Here is a 19,121-nt window from a genome sequence, read left to right on the forward strand (position 1 = left end):
CACACACACTTTTGCTCTTTGCTTTGCGGGCTGCACATTACCTGTGCCAAACAGCCGCGCTACTTAAGGTCACACAGATGGACATGCAATCCCGAATTCGCCAGCTTTTCCAGGCCAGCATCGACACCAAGCAACAGGCGATGGACGTACTTGCACCGCACATCGAGCAAGCCAGCCAGGTCATGGTCAACGCGTTACTCAACGAAGGCAAAATGCTTTCCTGCGGCAACGGTGGTTCGGCCGGCGACGCCCAGCATTTTTCTTCCGAGTTGCTCAACCGCTTCGAGCGTGAGCGCCCCAGCCTGCCGGCCATTGCCTTGACCACTGATTCGTCGACGATCACCTCGATCGCCAACGACTACAGCTACAACGAAATCTTCTCCAAGCAGATCCGCGCCCTCGGCCAACCAGGCGACGTGTTGCTGGCGATTTCCACCAGCGGCAACTCGGCGAATATTATTCAAGCGATCCAGGCCGCACATGATCGCGAAATGATTGTCGTAGCCTTGACCGGCCGCGACGGCGGCGGCATGGCTTCGCTGCTGCTGCCGGAGGACGTGGAGATTCGCGTCCCGGCCAATGTCACTGCACGCATTCAGGAAGTCCACCTGCTGGCGATCCACTGCCTGTGCGATCTGATCGACAGCCAACTGTTCGGGAGTGAAGAATGACCGTTAACCGCCTCAGCCTTATGGCTATTACGCTGTGCCTTGCCATCAGCGGCTGCAGCTCGGCAATCACCGCTACACGGGACACCCCCATTCAGGACGACCGGGGCACGCGCACTTTCGGCAGCACCATCGACGACTCGCTGATCGAAACCAAGGTCAAGGTCAACGTCGCCAAGGCTGCTACAGACCTGGGCAACGGCGCCTCACGCATCGTGGTGACCAGCTTCAACGGCATCGTCCTGCTGGCAGGGCAAACACCCCGCGCCGACCTCAAGGCCCAGGCAGAACAAGCTGCCTCGACCGTGCAACGGGTCAAGAAGGTCCACAACGAATTGCAGGTCATGGACCCGATCACCCTGCTGGCCATCAGCAACGATGCCTTGCTGACCACCAAGATCAAGGCGCAGATGCTCACCGACAGTGCGGTCCCTGGCTCGCGGATCAAGATCGTCACCGATAACGGCATCGTCTACATGATGGGCCTGCTGACCCAGGCGGAAGCGACCCGCGCGGCCAACCTGGTACAGGGCGTATCTGGTGTGCAGAAGATTGTGAAGGTGTTCGAATACATCGACTGATGTAGCAGCTATAAAAAAGGGCGCCGTGCATTGACTGCACGGCGCCCTTTTTAGTGGCCAGCGTTTATTGGTACTGCTGGTACGGGTTGCCCTGGAACTGGTTGTTCTGCTGTGGCGCTTGTTGCTGCTGGCCAGGCTGGCCGTATTGCTGGCCAGGGATCGGGCCAAGATTGACCTCGACACGACGGTTCTGGGCACGGCCATTCACGTCAGCGTTGCTGGCAATCGGGTTATCCGGGCCGGCACCGCGTGCGCTCAGGTTGGCAGCGCTGACGCCCTGGGAGGTCAGGTAGTTGGCCACGCTCTGCGCACGGCGTTGGGACAGGTCCATGTTCAGCTGGCGGCTGCCGGTGCTGTCGGTATAGCCGACGATCTGGATGGTGTTCTGGTTGAACTGCTTGAGGGAGTTGGCCAGGTTGTTCAGCGGCTGGTAGAAGCTGCTGGAGATCGCGTCCGAGTTGGTGGCGAAGGTGATATTGCCCGGCATGATCAGCTTGATCTGGTCACCCTGGCGCTGCACCTCCACGCCGGTGTTGGCCATGCTTTCGCGCAGTTTTTTCTCTTGCTGGTCGGCGTAGTAGCCATAACCAGCCGCGCCAGCACCCGCAACGACCGCGCCAATCAGCGCGCCCTTGCCACGGTTGTTATGGTCGATGGCCGCACCGGCCAATGCGCCAGCCAGCGCACCGAGGCCGCCGTACTTGGCGGTCTTGCTCATACCGCTTTCGGAACCATTGCTGGCCTGTCCCTGGCTGCCGTCATAAGGATTAGGTGAAGCGCAGCCAGACAACAGGGCTACGGCGGTAGCGACAACAAGCAGACGACGCGGAGTAAACATGAAGGGAGCTCCTACTTTTGCATTCTGTGATGCAGAGGACATTGGCAATGGACCTGTGCCGAGTTTGGAACGCGACCAGCGGTAAAAATTCCGTGAGTGGCGCCTATGCTGTAACAAAAGGTTCAGCCACTTTCATCGTTACAGAAACCGTAGCAGACGCAGGCTGAATACGACCTGAGTTTTTGCTGCAACGCCTGTCAGACACAACAGCGCTGCCAGCCGGACAATTCCATGCTCGTTCGCCACCTCGCCCAGAAATTGATCGGGCCTGGATATGTTTAAGAACTGCTAATGTTCAGTTCATAAACTTTGGATCCATTATTTCGCGTCATTCCCGCCTCGAATCCGGCTCTTCAATTGACAGGTTGCCCACCTGTTTATTTATGATTTTATTCATTAAATTCATAGTGTTAGGTTTTCCACTGCAGAAACACATACGCCCCTCTATCGTGATGTTTGCGTCTCTCTACCCCCGTAGCTGCCAACTTGAGTTCTTTAACGGATCTGCTATAGATGTCGAACTTCCTAAAGACGTATGGAAATGTCGACGATCCACAGTGATCGTTTTATTAAGGTAAAGGAGTACTGGGATGCTGGGGTTCCCCCGTGACGAATCTGCTTTGCCTGAACTGATGGCTGAGGTCTGTCGTATTTCGCTGGATTTTCTGGCAGACGCTCGTAATGCCGATGTGGTCAATACTCAGCCTCACCACCGCACGATTCAGTCCGCGATGCCTGAGCAGGGGATTGGCGGGTTAGCCGCTCTGGCAACGTATTGGGAAAACTACGGCGAATCCCACACTCGCAGTACAGGCCCGCGATACTTTGGTTTTGTCACCGGGGGTACTACGCCCGCAGCGTTGGCTGGTGATTGGCTGGTTTCCGTGCTGGATCAGAACGTTGCGACTGAACGCCATTCTATAGCAGCGTTCATCGAAGCCCAGACCCTCAGTTTTCTGGCAGATTTACTCAGGCTCCCATCAGGTGCTTTCCACGGCGTACTGACAACAGGCGCCACCGCAGCGAATCTCGTCGGCCTGGCCACCGCCCGTGAATGGTGTGGTGAACAGAACAACGTCAGCATCGCCCGGGACGGTCTTCAGGCCGCGCCTCCCGTAATGGTTTTCTGCGCCTCGCCCCACTCAAGCATTGTCAAAGACCTGGGGCTTCTCGGTATAGGTCAGCGTAACTTTATCAATGTAACTTGCCTGCCTGATCGCGAAGTGTTTGATCTACAGGCGCTGGAACAGGCGCTTGGCACTTGCCCATCGACCTGTCGAATCGTGGTGGCCAGTGCAGGCACCGTTAACAGTGGCGATTTTGATGATCTGGTTTCGCTGGCCGCGTTATGCAAAAAATACGCTGCATGGTTGCATGTCGATGCAGCGTTCGGTGCCTTCGCGAGGTGCTCGAGTCAGTATGCGCATCTGGTAGAAGGCTTGGAGCTTGCGGACTCTATTACAGCCGACGCGCATAAATGGCTCAACGTTCCATATGACTGCGGCATCGCATTTACCCGCCATGTCACTCTTCATGAGCGAGCATTTTCAGCTGATGCGCCCTACGTTCCGATGGAAGGGCAATTACCGGCTTTCATGAACCGTGGTGTCGAACAGTCTCGACGCTATCGGGCGCTGCCGTTATGGATGACGTTGATAGCCTATGGCAAGGCTGGATACAGGGAACAGATAGAACGCCACTGTGGTTATGCCCAGCGTATCGCCGCATGGATTAATGAAAGTCCCAGCTTTCAACTTTTATGTGAAGTCAGGTTGAATCTCCTGGTCTTTCGTTACTTCAAAGACGCTTGCTCTCCCACTGCCTTGGCGGAACTCAATAAACAGGTGCTGAGTAACCTCAACAGCAGTGGCGAATTGTATATCACCCCGACGACATACAAAGGTGAATACGCGTTGCGTTTATCCATCAGTAATTGGATGACCCAAGTGGAAGATATTGATCGGGTGACCGCCGCGTTAAAACGCGCAGCTGATTAATTCCTCTACCGACTCATCACTTTCGATTCCACAAGGAAAGAAGCCCATGTCTTCACAAACGTCCGCGAGCCACGCTACTGGCAACGGGCTGTTCGGCCTGTTTTGCCTGGGCAGCTATTTACTATCCCTGTCTTACGGCACTACTTTCCTATTGGCAATGAAGCTCAGGGAAAGCGGCGGCAGCGAGTCCGACGCCGGTACGATCATCTCGGTTGCGATGCTCAGTACGTTCCTGGCAGTCATATTCTCAGGCCACTTGACCGATCTGATCGGCGCGCCCAGAGCCATCGCAGCGGGTGCTGTGCTACTGGCAGCGGCTTGCCTGGGCTTCGCAACCGTGCCTGCTTTCGGCGTGGCACTGTTGGCCAGCGGCTTGATCCTGGGGTTTGGATGGGGCGTGTTCTACACCCTTGGACCAATCATTGTGGCGATGATCATAGAACCTGCCCGGCGCGTGAAGTATTTTGCCTTGCTGTCGGGCAGCATGATGAGTGGCATAGGCACGGGGCCTTTGGTCGGGCGAGCCTCCGAGGCGCTGGGCTATTCCGTGGAGTCGGCGTTTGTAGTGGCCGCGATCGCCAGCCTGGCAGGGGGATTGGTGTTTTTCCTGCTCGGGCCGAACATCAAGCAGCAACAAGCGCGCCTTGGGCCGGTGACCGTTTGCAAGATCAGCGCCCGGGCAGCGCAGGCAGTGCTAAGTTCCAAGGCGGTATTTGCCATCATCATGGTTGGCCTCGGCGGCGCGATCTTCGGCGGACTCTCGAGTTTCCAGACGTCCTATGCCGCGCTTAATCATCTCGATTACTCCCTGTTCTTCCTGGGCTTCATGAGCGCAGCGATCTCCTGTCGCCTGCTGGTCGCAGGCTATATCGTCAAACGTGATCCCTACCTGATGTCCAGCCTGTTGAGTGCGCTGATGGTGGTTTCGGTGTTGATGTTCACTTTCTTCGTACACTCCTCAGCAGCGTATTTGCTAGCCGCCGTTGTGCTCGGGGTAGGTTATGGCCTGACTTACTCCGTGATAAACGGACTGGCAGCCAATGAAGCACCCGCCGGCCAGACCGCTCAATCATTGGTGTTATTCAGTCTCTCCTACTTTGTCGGTGTGTTCGGGTTTCCGTTGTTGGCCGGTAAAGTCATCGTCAACCATGGCATGTCGACGTTGCTCTATATCATCCTGGTTGTCGCCCTGTGCAACTGGTCGATCACATTGGCGCGTCTTGTATGGCGACGAACAATGGTCGGCGCGACGGCGTAAATGCGTTATTACAATCAACGCTGACTAACTATCGCCGCACCTCGAAGACGGGGCCGGCAATCAACCTGGCAACAAGAACTCTCTCGGGCAGCCGGGACAATAAAAAACAAACGCTAACGTGTCGAGTGCGATTCACATCGCGCTCGCCACAGTGACGCACCTCAACGTTCTCCAGCATGGATGTGAATGAACATGTCTACCTTGATGACTTCGCCTGCTCTTCCCTATGAAACCGTCGGTGACGGTGTCGAGTCGCGCAATGCGGCCTGGAGTTTCGGTGGCACAACGCCGCAGCACTTTGACTCGCATGTATCAAAGTCCGTCCCCCGATATAAAGATGGGCATGAAATCGTTTTGTCACTCAGCGACTTTTTTGTAAAGAGCGACAGTACCTGTTATGAACTGGGCAGTTCTACCGGCACCCTGACTCGCCAACTTGCATTACGCCACTGCGCCTCGACAAAGTGGGTAGGCATCGATGTGGAAGATGCGATGACGTGCCAGGCGAACACACTGTTGAGCGCGGCACCGCAGCCCAATGTCAGCTTTGTAACTGATGACATACTGACGTTCGATTATCAAAAAAGCGATTTGATCGTGGCTTATTACACGGTGCAATTCGTGCACCCGCGCATCCGCCAGGCCCTGTTTGATCGAATATACGAAGCATTGAATTGGGGAGGCGCGTTCATCATGTTCGAGAAAGTCCGCGGGCCGGATGCGCGCTTTCAGGACATTCTCAGTAGTCTCTACGTGGACTACAAACGCGACCAAGGTTATAGCGCCGATGAAATACTGGCGAAGACCAGAAGCCTCAAAGGTGTCCTTGAACCCTTCTCCACCGCCGGAAATATCGACCTGTTAAGCCGTGCAGGCTTTAAGGATATAACCACGGTATTCAAATACATCTGCTTTGAAGGTTTTTTCTGCATCAAGTGACCAGGATGTCATCGTGAGCACACCTATAGAACAAAAATACTTACAACGCTTGCAAATGCCTGACACTTTTCGCGCGCACAAGATGGACTGCGAACTGTGCAACTCCAAACAACACTGGGTACTATTGCACAGCGTTCATGGGCCGGGCGAGCAGGCGGTAGACTTGCCTGTACTGGGTTGCCAGGAATGCGGGCATATTTTTCAGCAATACCGCTTCGAGGAAGCCTTCTATAACGCTTACTACGACAAGTTTTACCGCCTGAGCCTGTTCGGCAATTCAGAACCGGAGCGCGCGTTTTTTCTTGACCAGGTACGCCGCGGAGAACACCTGTATCGGTACCTCAAAGAGCTACTTCCCGCCACAGGCAAAATGCTCGACGTCGGTTGTTCCGCGGGCGGGTTGATGATCCCGTTTGCCAAACATGGCTGGGCGGTCAGAGGCAATGATCCCGACCGTGCCTATGTGGAATACGGCAAGAGGATCGGCCTGGACATCGACCTGGTGGGCGCTGAGCACATGAGCCCCACTGGCGAATACAACCTGATCATCATCAATGGGTCACTGGAACATGTCCATGACGTCAATCAGGTCATGCAATTGTGCCGGCAGGCCAGTGCGGACGATGGGTTGTTGTTGATTGAGGGCCGCGCCCTGGGCTACGGCCTCGAACAGGGCTTCCTGACCCATAACCATCGACGCTACCTCAGCGCCAGCAGCATCGAACACCTGATGTGTAAACATGGCTGGGAACCGATCCGCACCACCCATGAACCCGTCTGCGGCCCAACCCGCCCTGGGGCGGTTTTTGTGCTGGGCCGCGCCAGTCATCAGCGCACGGACGAGCGCCTGGCCGACGTCAAGGCTCAAGGCCGCAAAGCGCTGGTGGAAACCTATAGGCCGCGCCTGCACGCGTGGTGGGCTCAGCCATGAGCAGCTCAGCCTATGCGACCAGGAAGCTTGCAGCGCCAGCCCATGCCTGTTTCAGAAATGACCTGATCGTGACACCGCCGGCAGCCGATAGCGCCGTGCAACGTTACCAACTCTATGACCCGTCTTCGGACCTCGGTTTTGAACTGGGCAAGGCCGAGTACTCCCTCGCGTTGCTATTCGATGGCCACAGCAGCCACTCCGACATCATGGCCTCAGCCCTTGCCCGTCACCGAATGAAGATCAGTCCCGAGAAGCTGGTGCAATTCGAGCGAAAGTTGCTCAACCTGAAACTGCTGAGCAGCGAGCACACGGCTCATAAAAGTAACTTGCGCGACCCGGCCACGGGTATCACCTATGGCCCGCTGAAAGAACACTTGTTGATCAACCTTGTGAAGACCAACCCGCAGCCGTTGCTCGATCACCTTTACCGGTGGGCTCCATGGTGTTGTCGCGCGACCTTTAATGTGCCGCTACTGGTGTTGGCGCTGGCGAGTTTCGTTTACCTGGGTATGCACTTTGACGCGTTCATGGCTGACGCTGCCGCGACCTATGTGCACAGCTACCGTTGGTTGATCTGGCACTTCCCCGTCATCATCACGTCCATTGCCCTGCATGAGCTTGGCCATGCCATGGCATGCCGACATTATGGCGTCAAAGTCAACGATTTCGGCATTGGTATCTACTTGCTACTGGCCACAGGCTGGGTACGTCCAGTGCAAAAACAGTGGTCGCAACTTCCCCTGAATCAACGCGTCATCACCATCCTGGCAGGCCCGATGGTCAGCCTGATGTACGCCGGTGCCGGGATCGTCCTGTGGGCGTTGTACCGAGATGCCCAAGGCGTTTTCCCCGCGCTGTTCGTGGTGATGGTCGTAGCGTCGTTCATTTCCCTGATACCGACCCTGCTCCCGATCTTCAATGGCGACACCTACCTGGCAATTATCGAATGCCTGGAGCAGCCACGCTTGCGCCAGCGAGCGTTCAATTATGTGCGGCGCTCGCGCCGCGCAGCGCCGGAGCCGGTCTCCCCACAGCTGCGCAGACTCTACTGGAGCACCTGTGTGTTGACCTGCCTGGGATGGGTCATCGCCTGGTGCTTCACGGCCTTCACTGTGATCCGCCTATTCAACCACCCCTGAGGAAAGTGCCATGACTCAATCTCCAACCACCCCGATCGTCAATAACGAACACCCCGCCGAAAACGCGTCCGTTCCCGCGCCCCAAGCGACCGAAGAGGCGCTGTTCGAGGAGTTCGACCTGGATGACATCGAAGTCATCGAGAGCAAGGTTTTTGCCTGACGGTTCCAAACCTTCCCCGGCCTGCAGCCGGGGAAGCCCCTTCTTTCGCCTGACAGGGCAACCCATGACTCAATTCGTTAAGCCCGACCCGATTGGCGTGGGCATTCAGTACAACCCCGAGATCCTTGACTGGTTTCCCTTCGAGGACATTGAAGTCGATGTCCTGGAAATCCTGCTCGATAACATCATGGCGCCCATGGACGGTCCGCAGATCATCAAGCCGGCGGCCAGAGCGATGATGGAGCGGCTGGCCGAGAAGTTCACGTTATTGGCGCACTCCAATTACGGCTGCGACTTTGGTTTCAGCCCTTTGGAGCAAACTGCTGCGGTGCAGCGCCATGTACCCCTGGCGAAGATGTTGAACAGCCCGTGGGTGGCCAATCATTGCTTTTATGGCGATAACTCATGGCTGGATATCTGGAGCAGCCCCCTGCAGTTCTCCAACGCCGAAGTACTGCGCTGTGCCGAACGGGCCAAGGCGTTGCAAATGCACTATGGGATGCCGCTGGCCCATGAAAACGCAGCCTATTATCTGCAATGCCCAGGCGCAGAAATGCGCGAAGCCGAGTTTCTCGCCCGGCTGGTGCAGCAGTCCGGTACGTTTCTGCACCTGGACCTGCACAACATCTACACCAACCACCTGAACCTCAAGGATTTCGACCTGCGTGACTACCTGGATACCTTGCCGCTGGACAAGGTGATCTCGGTGCACCTGGCCGGGGGCAGTTGGCACGAGGGGCTTTATCACGACTGGCATGACACCAGCGTGCCCGAGCCTGTCTGGGACCTGTACGAAGAACTGATGTCACGGGCCCGACCTTCGGCGATCATCCTGGAATATCAAGGGCAGGCCCACCATGCGCTCACCCGGGTAATGGATGCCAATGACGAACACATGATCGTCACCGACGTCCGGCGAGCACAGAAAATCTGGAATCATTACACCCAACCTGCACGGGAGCTGGCGCATGGATGCTGAGCAGGTCTGGAAGCTTTGGCGGCGTCTGCTGCGCGATGAAACCTTGCAGCAACAGTTGTTCCAGGCGCAGGGAGCAACGCAATGGCTGCAACATTTTCCTGAGGATGAACGCACGATTCTGCAAGCCTATGCCGGCCAGTTCGACCGCGTGAAGTGGTTCGTCGAAAACTACCAGTTCCGCCTGGTCAACTCCTTTACCAATGCGCTGGAGACCGGCGCCCCGCTGACCTTGCGCGCGCTGATCAACATCGGATTGGATCTACCCACACTCTCCCGGACGTTTTTGCGCGAACACGACTGGTTCGACTTTGGGCCAAGGGTGTATGGCTATTGCGACGCGGTACTGGAATTCTTACTGGAACGCCAGGAGCTGGCCGATCATCCCGAGATCCGGGACCTGATCGGGCTTGAACGCGAGTGCGTTCATTTATACACCGGGTTGATGGACGTCGCCGTTCCGGTACCTGGCCGTTATCAACGTACCGCCCAGGCCCGCCTTCACCATAGCCGCTTTGCGCTCTCACACTGGCTGCGCGATAAGACCCAACTGGGACGCGGGCCGCTGGAACCGGCCTGTCAGCACATCCTGGTGTATTTACCCAACCCCGAGGCTCGGCACAAATTCACGCTCATCAGCCCGCAGGCGGCACGCCTTTACGCCGACCTGGAACAGCCACGGTTGCTTGAGGATCTGGCATCGCATGTCCCCCACAACGGCGATGATCTCGCGGTGCTTGGCAAGCTGCATCAACTCAACGCAATAAGGATGCCGGCCTGAATCATGCAAAGCTCACATTACTTCTGGCTGCGCTCAACCGGTTTCCCCATTCATCACCTAACCGCGCTCGGAGGCTTTTCCGAGCTGCCTGCCTGCGGTGCCTTTGAACAGCGTTTTCGCGCACTGCAAGCGGTGAAGGCCATCCTGTTTGAAGCGGCCAATGCCCACTCACCCCAAGCCTGCCGCAAGCTGATTCGTAAACTCAACGAAGGCCTCACGCTGCAGATCGCCGACCTGCCGCAAGCCTTGCGCGAGCCCTTGACCGCTGCCGTACACGACTGGAATGGCTTACTGGAACAGACCGCAACACGCACAGAGGCAGACCAGCAATACCAGGCTTACCTGGAACGCACCCGCCAAGGGTTGATCGACTTTCTGGATGACGACGCAGTCGCCGAGGCTCTGTTCATTTCCAACCCGGCCGCATTGACGCGCACGCGTGAGCTGATTCGCGACCGGTACGCCAAAAACGATACGCGCAAGAAACAGAAGCTGCGATTAGGCTGGAGCTATGCCCAGCGTTTCTGCGCCAAAAACGACACCTCAAGCTTTTTCGGCCCCCTGGCCTGGGGCCGATTCGATCCCCAGCAGGCAGAGAACATGCACGTCACTTACGGTGATGCATGGATCAAGGACCGCCATACGTTTTTCGAAAACTGGGCAGTACAACGTCTGGTCGATCAAATCAACCAGCAATGCCCTGCCCTCGACTGCATGCCATTGCAACTCAACACGGGTTGCTACCTGCAAGAACAGACCTTGTTCATGCCGATCGGCAAAAAGCAGCACCTGAGCCCGCCAACCGCGCAGGTATTGGCCTACGTCAACAACCCAGGCGATGGCACGCCGACATTTCGCGGGTTGTTGAACGCCAGTGCGGACACGCCAGCCAGCGCCCTGCGCGACCTGCTGGAACATTTGGTCAGCAAACGCATCGTGCGTCGTGGCTGGCGAATGTCGCCGCGCGAGCGTCAGCCGATAGAACAGATGCAACGCTGGCTGGAAGATGCCCGACTACCTGAAGCCTTTCGCCAAACCTGGCAATTGCGCCTGGAGAAGCTGGAAAACGCACGCCGCGACTACGCCATAGGCGACCTTGAGCGCCGCACGGAATGCCTGGATACGCTGAACCAACTGCTCGCTGAAGCCAGTGTCGACCTCAGTCGAGAAACCGGTGCTATGTATGTCGGTCGTTACCCCGTGTACGAAGACTGTTCGAGAAACATGACTATCAGTCTGGGTGGAGGCTTGCTCGCGCAGATAAATGATGACTTGGGGCCACTAATGCGAATCCACCAATGGCTCATCAAAGCCATCGCGCATCAGCTCAACCAGGCGTTCATTGAAGTATGGGAGCAGCGTCAAAACGCCCTGGCGGGCACGCCCGTGGATTTTCTCGACCTGCTCAACTCACTGGCTCCACTATTGCCAGCGATTGAAGCGCGAATTGTCATCGACCTGGAGCAGCGCCTGGACAATGCCTGGGCACAGCAACTGGAGGACTTCCCGGACAACCTCGATGTGCATCTGCGGGCTGCAGACGTCGAACGCCTGATAAGCCGTCTGGATGCCGAACTGGGCGTCACCGACTTCGAGGTGTTTGGCAGTGACTACCACTCGCCGGACTTTCTGCTTTCCAGTGCATCGGTGGACGCTATCAACCGAGGCGATTACGCCATCATCGTGGGTGAAGTTCACCCGGCGGTGCATACCCTCAGCCAGCCCGTTGCGGCACCCTTCGGTCCGTTCAATACTCAGGTGAACGAAGAGGTAGAGGCGATCTTCCAGCGTCCGCGGCTGGTTCTGGCTGACTCGCCGGAAAGTTACCAGCGGTCCCATATCGACTGGCCACTGCTGCCGTCCTATCAGCAATTGGTACTGCCCACCGGCGGGGGTTGCGTCGCCGCGCATCAACAGTTTGCCGCCGGCCGGGCAAAAGTGACGTACGCCAATGGACGCTTGCAGGTAATCGATGCCCTGGGCCAATTCAGCGAAGATTTGCTCTGCGTCTACCCGACCCCACTGCATCGCCTCGGTTTCGCCCTGGCCGGCAGCGCTGTCGCCAAACACGATCAGCGCCGTATCTGGCTGGGGCGCGCGCTCTACAAACGGGCTTCCTGGTTGTTCTCAAGCGACCAACTGCCGCAACTGAAAACCTCCATCGACGATCTTGACCATACGTTGCAATGGCGCTCCTGGGCAGTAGCCCAGGGGTTGCCGCGCTATGCCTTCATCAAGATTGACTCCGAGCCCAAGCCCTTATTTCTCGACTTTGATAACCCGTTGTCGTTAGACGGCATCAGCAATGCCCTGCAGAGCGCCAGCCAGGTGAAGTTCTCGGAAATGCGCCCTTGCCCTGAGGAGCTATGGCTCGCGCAAGCGCGAGGCCGATTTTGTTGTGAAATACGCACAACGTTTTCTACCCATAAGGAGATAAAGCGTTAGGTAAAACGGTGGCATCCGCTGCTAAGCTACGCAAACGCGATTGCCCCCCGGCAGCGGCCAACACCGCAGCCGGTCGCATTTGGAGCAGCACCTATGGCGAATCAGCAGATCATCTGCGAACACTGCGACTGCGTGTACGAAAAGGTCACGCTCGCCAAGCATCAAAAAGCCTTGTGCGTACGCTGCTCGGGCGTGCTGCAGCGCTATAACGGCCTGTCGGTACAACAACGCCTCGCCCTGACGGTGACCGCCGCGGTGCTGTGGACCTTCGCCAACTTTTATCCGGTGATGAGCATCAGCCTGCAGGGCTTGAAAAACAGCGCGACCCTCTGGGATTCGGTAGTGGCGTTGAGCCTTGGGCCGATCACGTTCATTGCGTTGGTGGCGGCGATTTCCATCATCATCGCGCCGGTGTTTCAGCTGCTGTTGCTGATCTGGGTATTGAGTTACGCCCTGGCCGGCAGGCGCTCCCCGGCGTTCAAGCTGTGCATGCGCTGGCTGGAAGCGCTCAGGCCCTGGAGCATGCTGGAAGTCTGCCTGCTGGGCGCGATGGTCGCGGTGTTCAAACTGGCAGGCATGCTGGATGTGATCCCCGGCACCGGCCTGTTTGCCTTGGCCGCCCTCAGCCTGTTGCTCATCCGCATTGCCGGGCGCGATGTGCGCGACCTGTGGGACACCGTATGAATTCACCCCCCACCGCCCGCGAACTCAACCTGTGCCTGTGCCATACCTGCGGCCAGCCCTGCGACATGCGCTTGGAACCCACCGAGTGCGACCGCTGCGGCGCGCCCTTGCACCGGCGCAAGGTTCAATCCCTGACCCGAACCTGGGCCTACATGCTCACCGCCCTCGCCTTTTATGTACCGGCAAATTTGCTGCCGGTCATGAACACCACCATGCTCGGCTCGGGCGCAGACAGCACTATCATGAGCGGCGTGCTGGAGTTCTGGCAGCATGGTGCCTGGGACATTGCCCTGATCATTTTCATCGCCAGCATCGCCGTGCCAGGCATCAAGTTCGTGTCACTGGCCCTGCTGCTGATCACCGTGCAGCGCAACAGCCTTTGGGCGCGTAAAGAGCGCTCGAAGCTGTTCCGGTTTATCGAGCTGATCGGCTACTGGTCGATGCTCGATGTGATCGTGGTCGCACTGGTGGCCGCGCTGGTGAAGTTCCAGGCCCTGGGCACTATCGAGCCGCGCCTGGGCATTCTGTTTTTTGGCCTGGTGGTGGTGTTCACCATGCTTGCGGCCATGAGTTTCGATCCACGGCTTATCTGGGAAAACCCACACTATAAGGAGCGCTCGGATGACGCCACACGACGTTGACACCCCTGCGGGGAAACCTGCGATCAAGACGCGTCGCTTCAGCGTTTCGCTGGTGTGGATCGTGCCGATTGTCGCCGTGCTGGTGGGCATCTCGCTGGTGGTTCACAGCGTCATGCAACAAGGCCCGACCATCACCCTCAACTTCAAGACCGGCAGCGGGCTTGTGGCCAACAAAACCGAGGTCAAATACCGTAACGTGGTGATCGGCCAAGTCTCGAACGTCGCCTTGAGCGATGACCAGAAAAGTGTCAACGCCACCATCGAGCTGTCCAAGCAGGCCGAAAGCTTCACCCGCGAAGACTCGAAGTTCTGGGTGGTACGCCCGCGCATTGGCGCGGGCGGCGTGTCCGGCATCGACACCTTGCTTTCCGGTGACTACATCGGCGCCGACATCGGCCAATCCGAAACCCGCGCCAAACATTTCACCGGCCTGGAAAACCCTCCACCCATCACCTACGGCGAGCCCGGCAAACGTTTCACCCTGCACACCCAGGGCCTCGGCTCACTGGATATAGGCTCGCCAGTCTATTACCGGAAAATCCCGGTGGGCCAGGTGGTGGCCTATGAGTTGGACAACGAGGGCAAGGGCGTGAATATCGAAGTCTTCGTGCATGCGCCCAATGATGTGTATGTCACCGAAAACACCCGTTTCTGGAATGCCAGCGGCGTCGATTTAAGCGTGGGTGCCAATGGCTTCGCACTGAAAACCGAATCCTTGTCGTCGATGTTGATGGGAGGCATCTCCTTCCAGGCGCCGCCCTACAACCCCAACGACAAGCCGGCTGAGGAAAATCGCGGCTTTGAGCTGTTCGAAGATCAGCAAAGCGCCCTCGCCCCACCCAATGGCAAGGGGCAATACATGGTCCTGCGCTTTGACCAGGCCCTGCGCGGGCTGAAAGTCGGCGCGCCGGTCGAGTTCCTCGGCGTCGAATTCGGCAAGGTGGTGTCGATCAACCTGGATTTCGATGCGAAGAAACGCAGCTTCCCGGTCAACGTCGGCATCGTGATTTATCCACAATTGCTCGGGGAGGCTAATACCAAGCTACTCAAGGCCACTAACCGCGACCCCGATGACGAAGCGGCCGGCGTGCGCTTGATCGGCACCTTTATCGAGAACGGTCTGCGCGCCCAGGCCCGCAGCGGCAGCCTGTTGACCGGCCAGCTGTATATCGCCCTGGATTTCTTCCCCAAAGCCGACAAAGTCGCGTTTGACCCGAACCAGCGTCCCGTCGGTATTCCCACCATCCCCGGCAACCTGGAACAGTTGCAGGAAAAATTCGAAGGCATCGTCAACAAGATCAACCAACTGCCGATCGAGCGCATTGCCGGCAATCTCGACAGCAGCCTGGTGGAGTTGCGCAAGGGCCTGGCCCAGTTCAACGCCAAGACATTGCCCGGCGTGCAGAACACCCTGTCTGACGTGAGCAAGACCCTGCAATCGGCCAGTTCAACCCTGGCCGAAGACTCACCGCAGCGTGAACAACTGACCCAGACCCTGGATGAACTGGCGCGCATGTCACGCTCTCTGCGCGAGCTCTCGGATTACCTCGGACGGCATCCGGAGTCGCTGATTCGCGGTCGCCCCGATAACGCCGCGCCGACCGACCTGCAAGGACCACCGCGCAAATGACCCCTGGAGCCGCCATGACATTGCCGTTGAAGATCACGCTGCTGACCACCCTGCTGCTGCTCGCAGCGTGTCGCAGTGAACCCATCGCCTTCCACACCCTGACCCCGGCGCACTGGAGTAGCAGCTCACGAGCGGATGCTGGCGGTGTGCGCATCGAAAGCATCAGCGTGCCGCCCCAGGTCGAACGCGCACAGATAGTCGTTCGCCAGGGCGACAGTGGGTTGGCGATTCTTGAAACCCAGTGGTGGGCCGCCAGCCTCGCCGATGAGCTGAGGAGCGCGCTGGTGGATCAATTGGCCAACAGCAATCCCCGGCAAGCGGTGGCCTTGCGCGTGGAAGTACAGCGCTTTGACTCGCTACCCGGGCAGTACGCGTTGCTCGACGTGCGCTGGCGCCTCAGGCAGGTCAATGGCGATCGCCCGGCCCTGACCTGCCGCAGCACGTTGCAGTCACCCGCTGGGCCGAGCATTGACGACTTGGTGGTAGCGCACCAGAACAACCTCAAGCGTTTCGCGGCGCTGATCAATCAAACCGTCGACACGTCACTCAAAGGCTGCCCGAGCGCACCATAAGCCAAGCACTCAGGCCAGCAAGCCCATGGACTTGGCTCGCGCCACCGCCTGGGTTCGTCGCTCCACGCCGAGCTTGCTGTTGATATGGCTGGCGTGGGTCTTCACCGTGTGCAGGGAGATAAACAGCTGGTTGCTGATTTCCTGGTTTGAACACCCTTGGGCAATCAATTGCAGCACCGCCAACTCTCGGGTGCTCAGGGTTTCGTGATGCGCCGAGGTCTGGGCCACGCTGGCTTGGGGTAGCAGCGCCAGCAGGCTCTGGTTCAGCAGGCCATGGGTATCCTTGCCCAACTGCTCGCGCATCCAGCCTGGGTGGCCTTCCAGCAACCGTTGGAACGGCTGCAGCGCGCCCCCCGAGCCGGCTTCAAGAGCGCGGGTCAATACCAACCTGGCCGTGGCCTCCTGACCGCACTCCAGCAGCAGCTGAGCCTGCTGGGTCAAGGCCATCAGGGCAATCATCTGGCGCCCGCTGCTTTGGGCCTGCTGCGCCAGAGCCTCCAAACGTTGCAGTGCGCTGTCAGGCTGATGGCGCGTGGCATCCAGTGCGGCTTGTTGCAGCTCGATATGTTGCGGCAGGTGCGGATGAAATTCCGGGGCGGCGGCAGCGTGCTCGCCGTTGTAGGTCTGCCCCAGCCGGGTCAGCCAGGCGTCGGCCAGGTCAGTGCGCCCCTGGGCCAGCCACAGTTCGCATTTGATCAGGGTGATCATCGCCAGGTAGTAGATCGGCGGCACGTCCCAGATATGCATCAAGCGCTCAGCCTCGGCCAACTCGGCAAAGGCACTGGAAAAGTCGCCGCGCCGCCCTTCGAAGTTGGCGATCACACAATGCCCGATCAGCACGCTGATATCCCGGCAGGCGCGGGCTTCGGTAAGGCCGGCGCGCAAACGCGCAAGACCGGCTTCGGGCTGGCAACGCGCCAGCAGCAAATAGCCTTCGTACAGCGACAACCGCGCGCGCACGGCATATAGGCGCTGGGGGGCCAAGCCGTGCAGGCGCTCCAGACCCTGGCGCACTTCGTCCAGGGAGCGCAGGATCTCGCCGCGCGCCTGCAGCACCCGGGCACGATCGTAATGGGCCAAGGCTTCAAACAGCGGGTTGCCGACGCGCTGCGCCAGCTCCAGGGACTCGCGGTTCAGGCCACGGGCGCGCCACAGGTCGGCATCGACAATCGCCAGGTTGGACAGGGTCGACAGGCACATAAGACGCTGGCCGTAACGCTTCTGCGGCAAGCTTTCCAGCGCCTCGTTGCAATAGCGCTGGGTCAATTCGCGATCCCCGCGCCCACGGGCAATGATCCCGCTCAGCGCCAGCCATTGGGCCAGCATGGATTTTTGCGCAGTGGCCGATGGCGCCGGCAGGAAGCGACTGAGGTAGCTGGACAGCTCCTGCGCCGCATCCAATTGACACGCCAGCCCCAGCGCCCAGCTGTACAGCACGATCAAACGCGGCGTGCTGATCAGCAGGCTATCGGGCAAGTCCATCTTCCAGCGCAGTAGCATGCCGACGTTCTGCTCCGCCAACAGTTGCTCTTCGGACAGGTTCTGTACCAGGTTCGCTGCGACATCCAGGTGGCCGGCCCGCAGCGCCTGCTCCACCGCCTCGTCGATCAAACCCTGGGCGTTGAACCAGCGGCAGGCACGCAAGTGCAAACTGGCAGGCGGCAAGGTGGCACTCTTCTCGCGGCGGGTGCGCAGCAGGTCGGAAAACAAGTGGTGATAGCGGTACCAGTGGCCTTGGTCATCCAAGGGCACCAGGAATACTTGATGAGCCTGCAAATAGCGCAAGATTTCTGCGCTGTCATGGGCGTCGCGCACGGCGTCACACAACTCGCTGCAAAAGCGCTCCTGAGGGGCGATGTCGTACAGGAACGCTTGCACTTCGGCAGGCAGGCAGTCGATGACTTCTTCCAGCAGGTAATCGCGAATCAACCCTTCGCCACCATGCAGGCTCTGGGGCAAGGCACCGTCATTACCGCCAGCTTCGGAAGCCGCCAACAACCAGAAGCGCAGGCCGGCGACCCAGCCCTCGCTACGGCGGATCAGGTTTTCCAACGCCTCGCCGCGCAACGCACTGCTGTGCCCATCCAGCACGGCCAGGGATTCGTCGTGGGTCAGGCGCAGGTCTTGCTCATGCAGTTCCAGCAGGTGCCGCGACAGGCGCAGGCGCGCCAGGTGCCAGTCGGGGCGCTGCCGGCTGGTAACAAGGACCACAAGGCCATCGGGCAGATGATTGAGAAAAAACTGCAGGCAGCGATCCAGCACCGGTCCCTGGGCCAAATGGTAGTCATCCAGCACCAGCAATAAAGGCGAGCGCGGCGACAGCTGGACCGCCAGCTCATCGAGCAAGCCATCCAGCCATTCTTCGAAGGCAAAGGGTTGATGACGCTGGCGCATTTTCAGCAAGCCGAGGGATTGGGCGCCGAGTTGCGGGAAATATTGCTGCAAGCCATCCAGCAGCCGCTCCAGGAAGCGCCCGGGGTCGCTGTCCCGTGGGCTCAGGCCCAGCCAGAGGCTTCGCCAATGGGCTGGCAGGCCCTGGCAGAACTCCACCGCCAACGAACTCTTGCCGAACCCCGCGGGTGCGCAGACCAGCAACAGTCGCCCGTCCAAGCCGGCATTCAGCCGTTCGCACAGGCGCGGGCGCAGCACGTAGCCGTCAGGCAATGGCGGCCTGTAGAAACGACCTTCCAGGGTGGGGATCACCACCCTGGCAGGCGCTTGGATTCGGGACAGATCAGTCATCGCCGGGCTCTTGTAGAAGGCTGTTGTCGGCATTGCAGATGTCCGCAGACTAGCGGTAAAAGCGGCGGGATTGTAGATCTTTGCAACAATTGGCTGAAAAAGAACTGCGACAAAAAATATCCCTACAGACAGCACATAC

Annotated in this window: 17 protein-coding genes; 15 read left to right on the forward strand and 2 right to left on the reverse strand. The window is 58.6% G+C overall.

Annotation, left to right across the window (positions count from 1 at the left end):
• The first annotated feature begins 77 nt into the window (after positions 1–77).
• Both JFT66_RS09560 and JFT66_RS09565 read left to right on the forward strand, forming a co-directional pair.
• On the forward strand, positions 78–671 hold the full coding sequence (locus JFT66_RS09560) for a phosphoheptose isomerase (protein WP_007904374.1): 594 nt from the start codon (positions 78–80) through the stop codon (positions 669–671).
• Positions 668–1,249, forward strand: a complete 582-nt coding sequence (locus JFT66_RS09565; RefSeq protein WP_034118163.1) for a BON domain-containing protein — start codon at positions 668–670, stop codon at positions 1,247–1,249. The genes JFT66_RS09560 and JFT66_RS09565 overlap by 4 nt, the downstream gene beginning before the upstream one ends.
• Positions 1,250–1,313: 64 nt before the next feature.
• Here JFT66_RS09565 and JFT66_RS09570 read toward each other — a convergent pair whose 3' ends face one another.
• A complete protein-coding gene (locus JFT66_RS09570) occupies positions 1,314–2,087 on the reverse strand; it encodes an OmpA family protein (protein ID WP_034118162.1) in 774 nt (257 codons plus the stop codon).
• A 590-nt stretch (positions 2,088–2,677) separates the two neighbouring features.
• Here JFT66_RS09570 and JFT66_RS09575 point away from each other — a divergent pair.
• From JFT66_RS09575 to JFT66_RS09635, 13 genes are all read left to right on the forward strand, one after another.
• Positions 2,678–4,084, forward strand: a complete 1,407-nt coding sequence (locus tag JFT66_RS09575; RefSeq protein WP_198859175.1) for a pyridoxal phosphate-dependent decarboxylase family protein — start codon at positions 2,678–2,680, stop codon at positions 4,082–4,084.
• 46 nt (positions 4,085–4,130) lie between these two features.
• Entirely contained in the window at positions 4,131–5,342 is a 1,212-nt protein-coding gene (locus JFT66_RS09580) for an MFS transporter (protein WP_034118160.1), read from the forward strand.
• Between the two features lie 192 nt (positions 5,343–5,534).
• On the forward strand, positions 5,535–6,281 hold the full coding sequence (locus JFT66_RS09585; RefSeq protein WP_233094140.1) for a methyltransferase domain-containing protein: 747 nt from the start codon (positions 5,535–5,537) through the stop codon (positions 6,279–6,281).
• A 13-nt stretch (positions 6,282–6,294) separates the two neighbouring features.
• Positions 6,295–7,212: a class I SAM-dependent methyltransferase gene (locus JFT66_RS09590; protein ID WP_034118159.1), complete on the forward strand. Its 918-nt coding sequence runs from the start codon at positions 6,295–6,297 to the stop codon at positions 7,210–7,212.
• Positions 7,209–8,351, forward strand: coding sequence for a M50 family metallopeptidase (locus JFT66_RS09595; RefSeq protein ID WP_052224541.1), 1,143 nt, complete (start codon positions 7,209–7,211; stop codon positions 8,349–8,351). The genes JFT66_RS09590 and JFT66_RS09595 overlap by 4 nt, the downstream gene beginning before the upstream one ends.
• 10 nt (positions 8,352–8,361) lie before the next feature.
• The gene (gene tglA / locus JFT66_RS09600) at positions 8,362–8,511 is read left to right on the forward strand and encodes a 3-thiaglutamate biosynthesis pearlin carrier peptide TglA (RefSeq protein ID WP_198859176.1); all 150 of its coding nucleotides are present in this window, start codon (positions 8,362–8,364) and stop codon (positions 8,509–8,511) included.
• 64 nt (positions 8,512–8,575) lie between these two features.
• On the forward strand, positions 8,576–9,490 hold the full coding sequence (locus JFT66_RS09605) for a DUF692 domain-containing protein (protein ID WP_153870206.1): 915 nt from the start codon (positions 8,576–8,578) through the stop codon (positions 9,488–9,490).
• Positions 9,480–10,268 (forward strand): hypothetical protein, encoded by a 789-nt coding sequence (locus JFT66_RS09610; RefSeq protein ID WP_034118157.1) that lies wholly within the window; start codon positions 9,480–9,482, stop codon positions 10,266–10,268. The genes JFT66_RS09605 and JFT66_RS09610 overlap by 11 nt, the downstream gene beginning before the upstream one ends.
• Positions 10,269–10,271: 3 nt before the next feature.
• Positions 10,272–12,713, forward strand: coding sequence for a lantibiotic dehydratase (locus JFT66_RS09615; RefSeq protein WP_198859177.1), 2,442 nt, complete (start codon positions 10,272–10,274; stop codon positions 12,711–12,713).
• Between the two features lie 93 nt (positions 12,714–12,806).
• A complete protein-coding gene (locus JFT66_RS09620; protein ID WP_153838877.1) occupies positions 12,807–13,397 on the forward strand; it encodes a paraquat-inducible protein A in 591 nt (196 codons plus the stop codon).
• A complete protein-coding gene (locus JFT66_RS09625) occupies positions 13,394–14,038 on the forward strand; it encodes a paraquat-inducible protein A (protein ID WP_034118154.1) in 645 nt (214 codons plus the stop codon). Before JFT66_RS09620 ends, JFT66_RS09625 begins: the two co-directional genes overlap by 4 nt.
• The gene (locus tag JFT66_RS09630) at positions 14,019–15,668 is read left to right on the forward strand and encodes a PqiB family protein (protein WP_034118153.1); all 1,650 of its coding nucleotides are present in this window, start codon (positions 14,019–14,021) and stop codon (positions 15,666–15,668) included. The genes JFT66_RS09625 and JFT66_RS09630 overlap by 20 nt, the downstream gene beginning before the upstream one ends.
• A gap of 14 nt (positions 15,669–15,682) precedes the next feature.
• Positions 15,683–16,240 carry a PqiC family protein gene (locus tag JFT66_RS09635; RefSeq protein WP_198859178.1) on the forward strand — a complete coding sequence of 186 codons (558 nt, stop codon included), beginning with the start codon at positions 15,683–15,685 and terminating at the stop codon, positions 16,238–16,240.
• Positions 16,241–16,249: 9 nt separating this feature from the next.
• Here the strand turns inward: JFT66_RS09635 and JFT66_RS09640 are convergent, their stop codons facing one another.
• Positions 16,250–18,982 (reverse strand): LuxR C-terminal-related transcriptional regulator, encoded by a 2,733-nt coding sequence (locus JFT66_RS09640; protein ID WP_198859179.1) that lies wholly within the window; start codon positions 18,980–18,982, stop codon positions 16,250–16,252.
• Positions 18,983–19,121 lie beyond the last annotated feature (139 nt).

The organism is Pseudomonas sp. MF6755, assembly GCF_016405635.1.
Taxonomy (GTDB): domain Bacteria; phylum Pseudomonadota; class Gammaproteobacteria; order Pseudomonadales; family Pseudomonadaceae; genus Aquipseudomonas; species Aquipseudomonas haemolytica.

What these genes read in the sequence shown, in the direction of transcription:
- JFT66_RS09560 (WP_007904374.1), top strand. Translation starts at nt 78, where the DNA reads ATGGACATGCAATCCCGAATTCGCCAGCTTTTCCAGGCCAGCATCGAC.
- JFT66_RS09565 (WP_034118163.1), top strand. Translation starts at nt 668, where the DNA reads ATGACCGTTAACCGCCTCAGCCTTATGGCTATTACGCTGTGCCTTGCC.
- JFT66_RS09570 (WP_034118162.1), bottom strand. Translation starts at nt 2,087, where the DNA reads ATGTTTACTCCGCGTCGTCTGCTTGTTGTCGCTACCGCCGTAGCCCTG.
- JFT66_RS09575 (WP_198859175.1), top strand. Translation starts at nt 2,678, where the DNA reads ATGCTGGGGTTCCCCCGTGACGAATCTGCTTTGCCTGAACTGATGGCT.
- JFT66_RS09580 (WP_034118160.1), top strand. Translation starts at nt 4,131, where the DNA reads ATGTCTTCACAAACGTCCGCGAGCCACGCTACTGGCAACGGGCTGTTC.
- JFT66_RS09585 (WP_233094140.1), top strand. Translation starts at nt 5,535, where the DNA reads ATGTCTACCTTGATGACTTCGCCTGCTCTTCCCTATGAAACCGTCGGT.
- JFT66_RS09595 (WP_052224541.1), top strand. Translation starts at nt 7,209, where the DNA reads ATGAGCAGCTCAGCCTATGCGACCAGGAAGCTTGCAGCGCCAGCCCAT.
- tglA (WP_198859176.1), top strand. Translation starts at nt 8,362, where the DNA reads ATGACTCAATCTCCAACCACCCCGATCGTCAATAACGAACACCCCGCC.
- JFT66_RS09605 (WP_153870206.1), top strand. Translation starts at nt 8,576, where the DNA reads ATGACTCAATTCGTTAAGCCCGACCCGATTGGCGTGGGCATTCAGTAC.
- JFT66_RS09610 (WP_034118157.1), top strand. Translation starts at nt 9,480, where the DNA reads ATGGATGCTGAGCAGGTCTGGAAGCTTTGGCGGCGTCTGCTGCGCGAT.
- JFT66_RS09615 (WP_198859177.1), top strand. Translation starts at nt 10,272, where the DNA reads ATGCAAAGCTCACATTACTTCTGGCTGCGCTCAACCGGTTTCCCCATT.
- JFT66_RS09620 (WP_153838877.1), top strand. Translation starts at nt 12,807, where the DNA reads ATGGCGAATCAGCAGATCATCTGCGAACACTGCGACTGCGTGTACGAA.
- JFT66_RS09625 (WP_034118154.1), top strand. Translation starts at nt 13,394, where the DNA reads ATGAATTCACCCCCCACCGCCCGCGAACTCAACCTGTGCCTGTGCCAT.
- JFT66_RS09630 (WP_034118153.1), top strand. Translation starts at nt 14,019, where the DNA reads ATGACGCCACACGACGTTGACACCCCTGCGGGGAAACCTGCGATCAAG.
- JFT66_RS09635 (WP_198859178.1), top strand. Translation starts at nt 15,683, where the DNA reads ATGACATTGCCGTTGAAGATCACGCTGCTGACCACCCTGCTGCTGCTC.
- JFT66_RS09640 (WP_198859179.1), bottom strand. Translation starts at nt 18,982, where the DNA reads ATGACTGATCTGTCCCGAATCCAAGCGCCTGCCAGGGTGGTGATCCCC.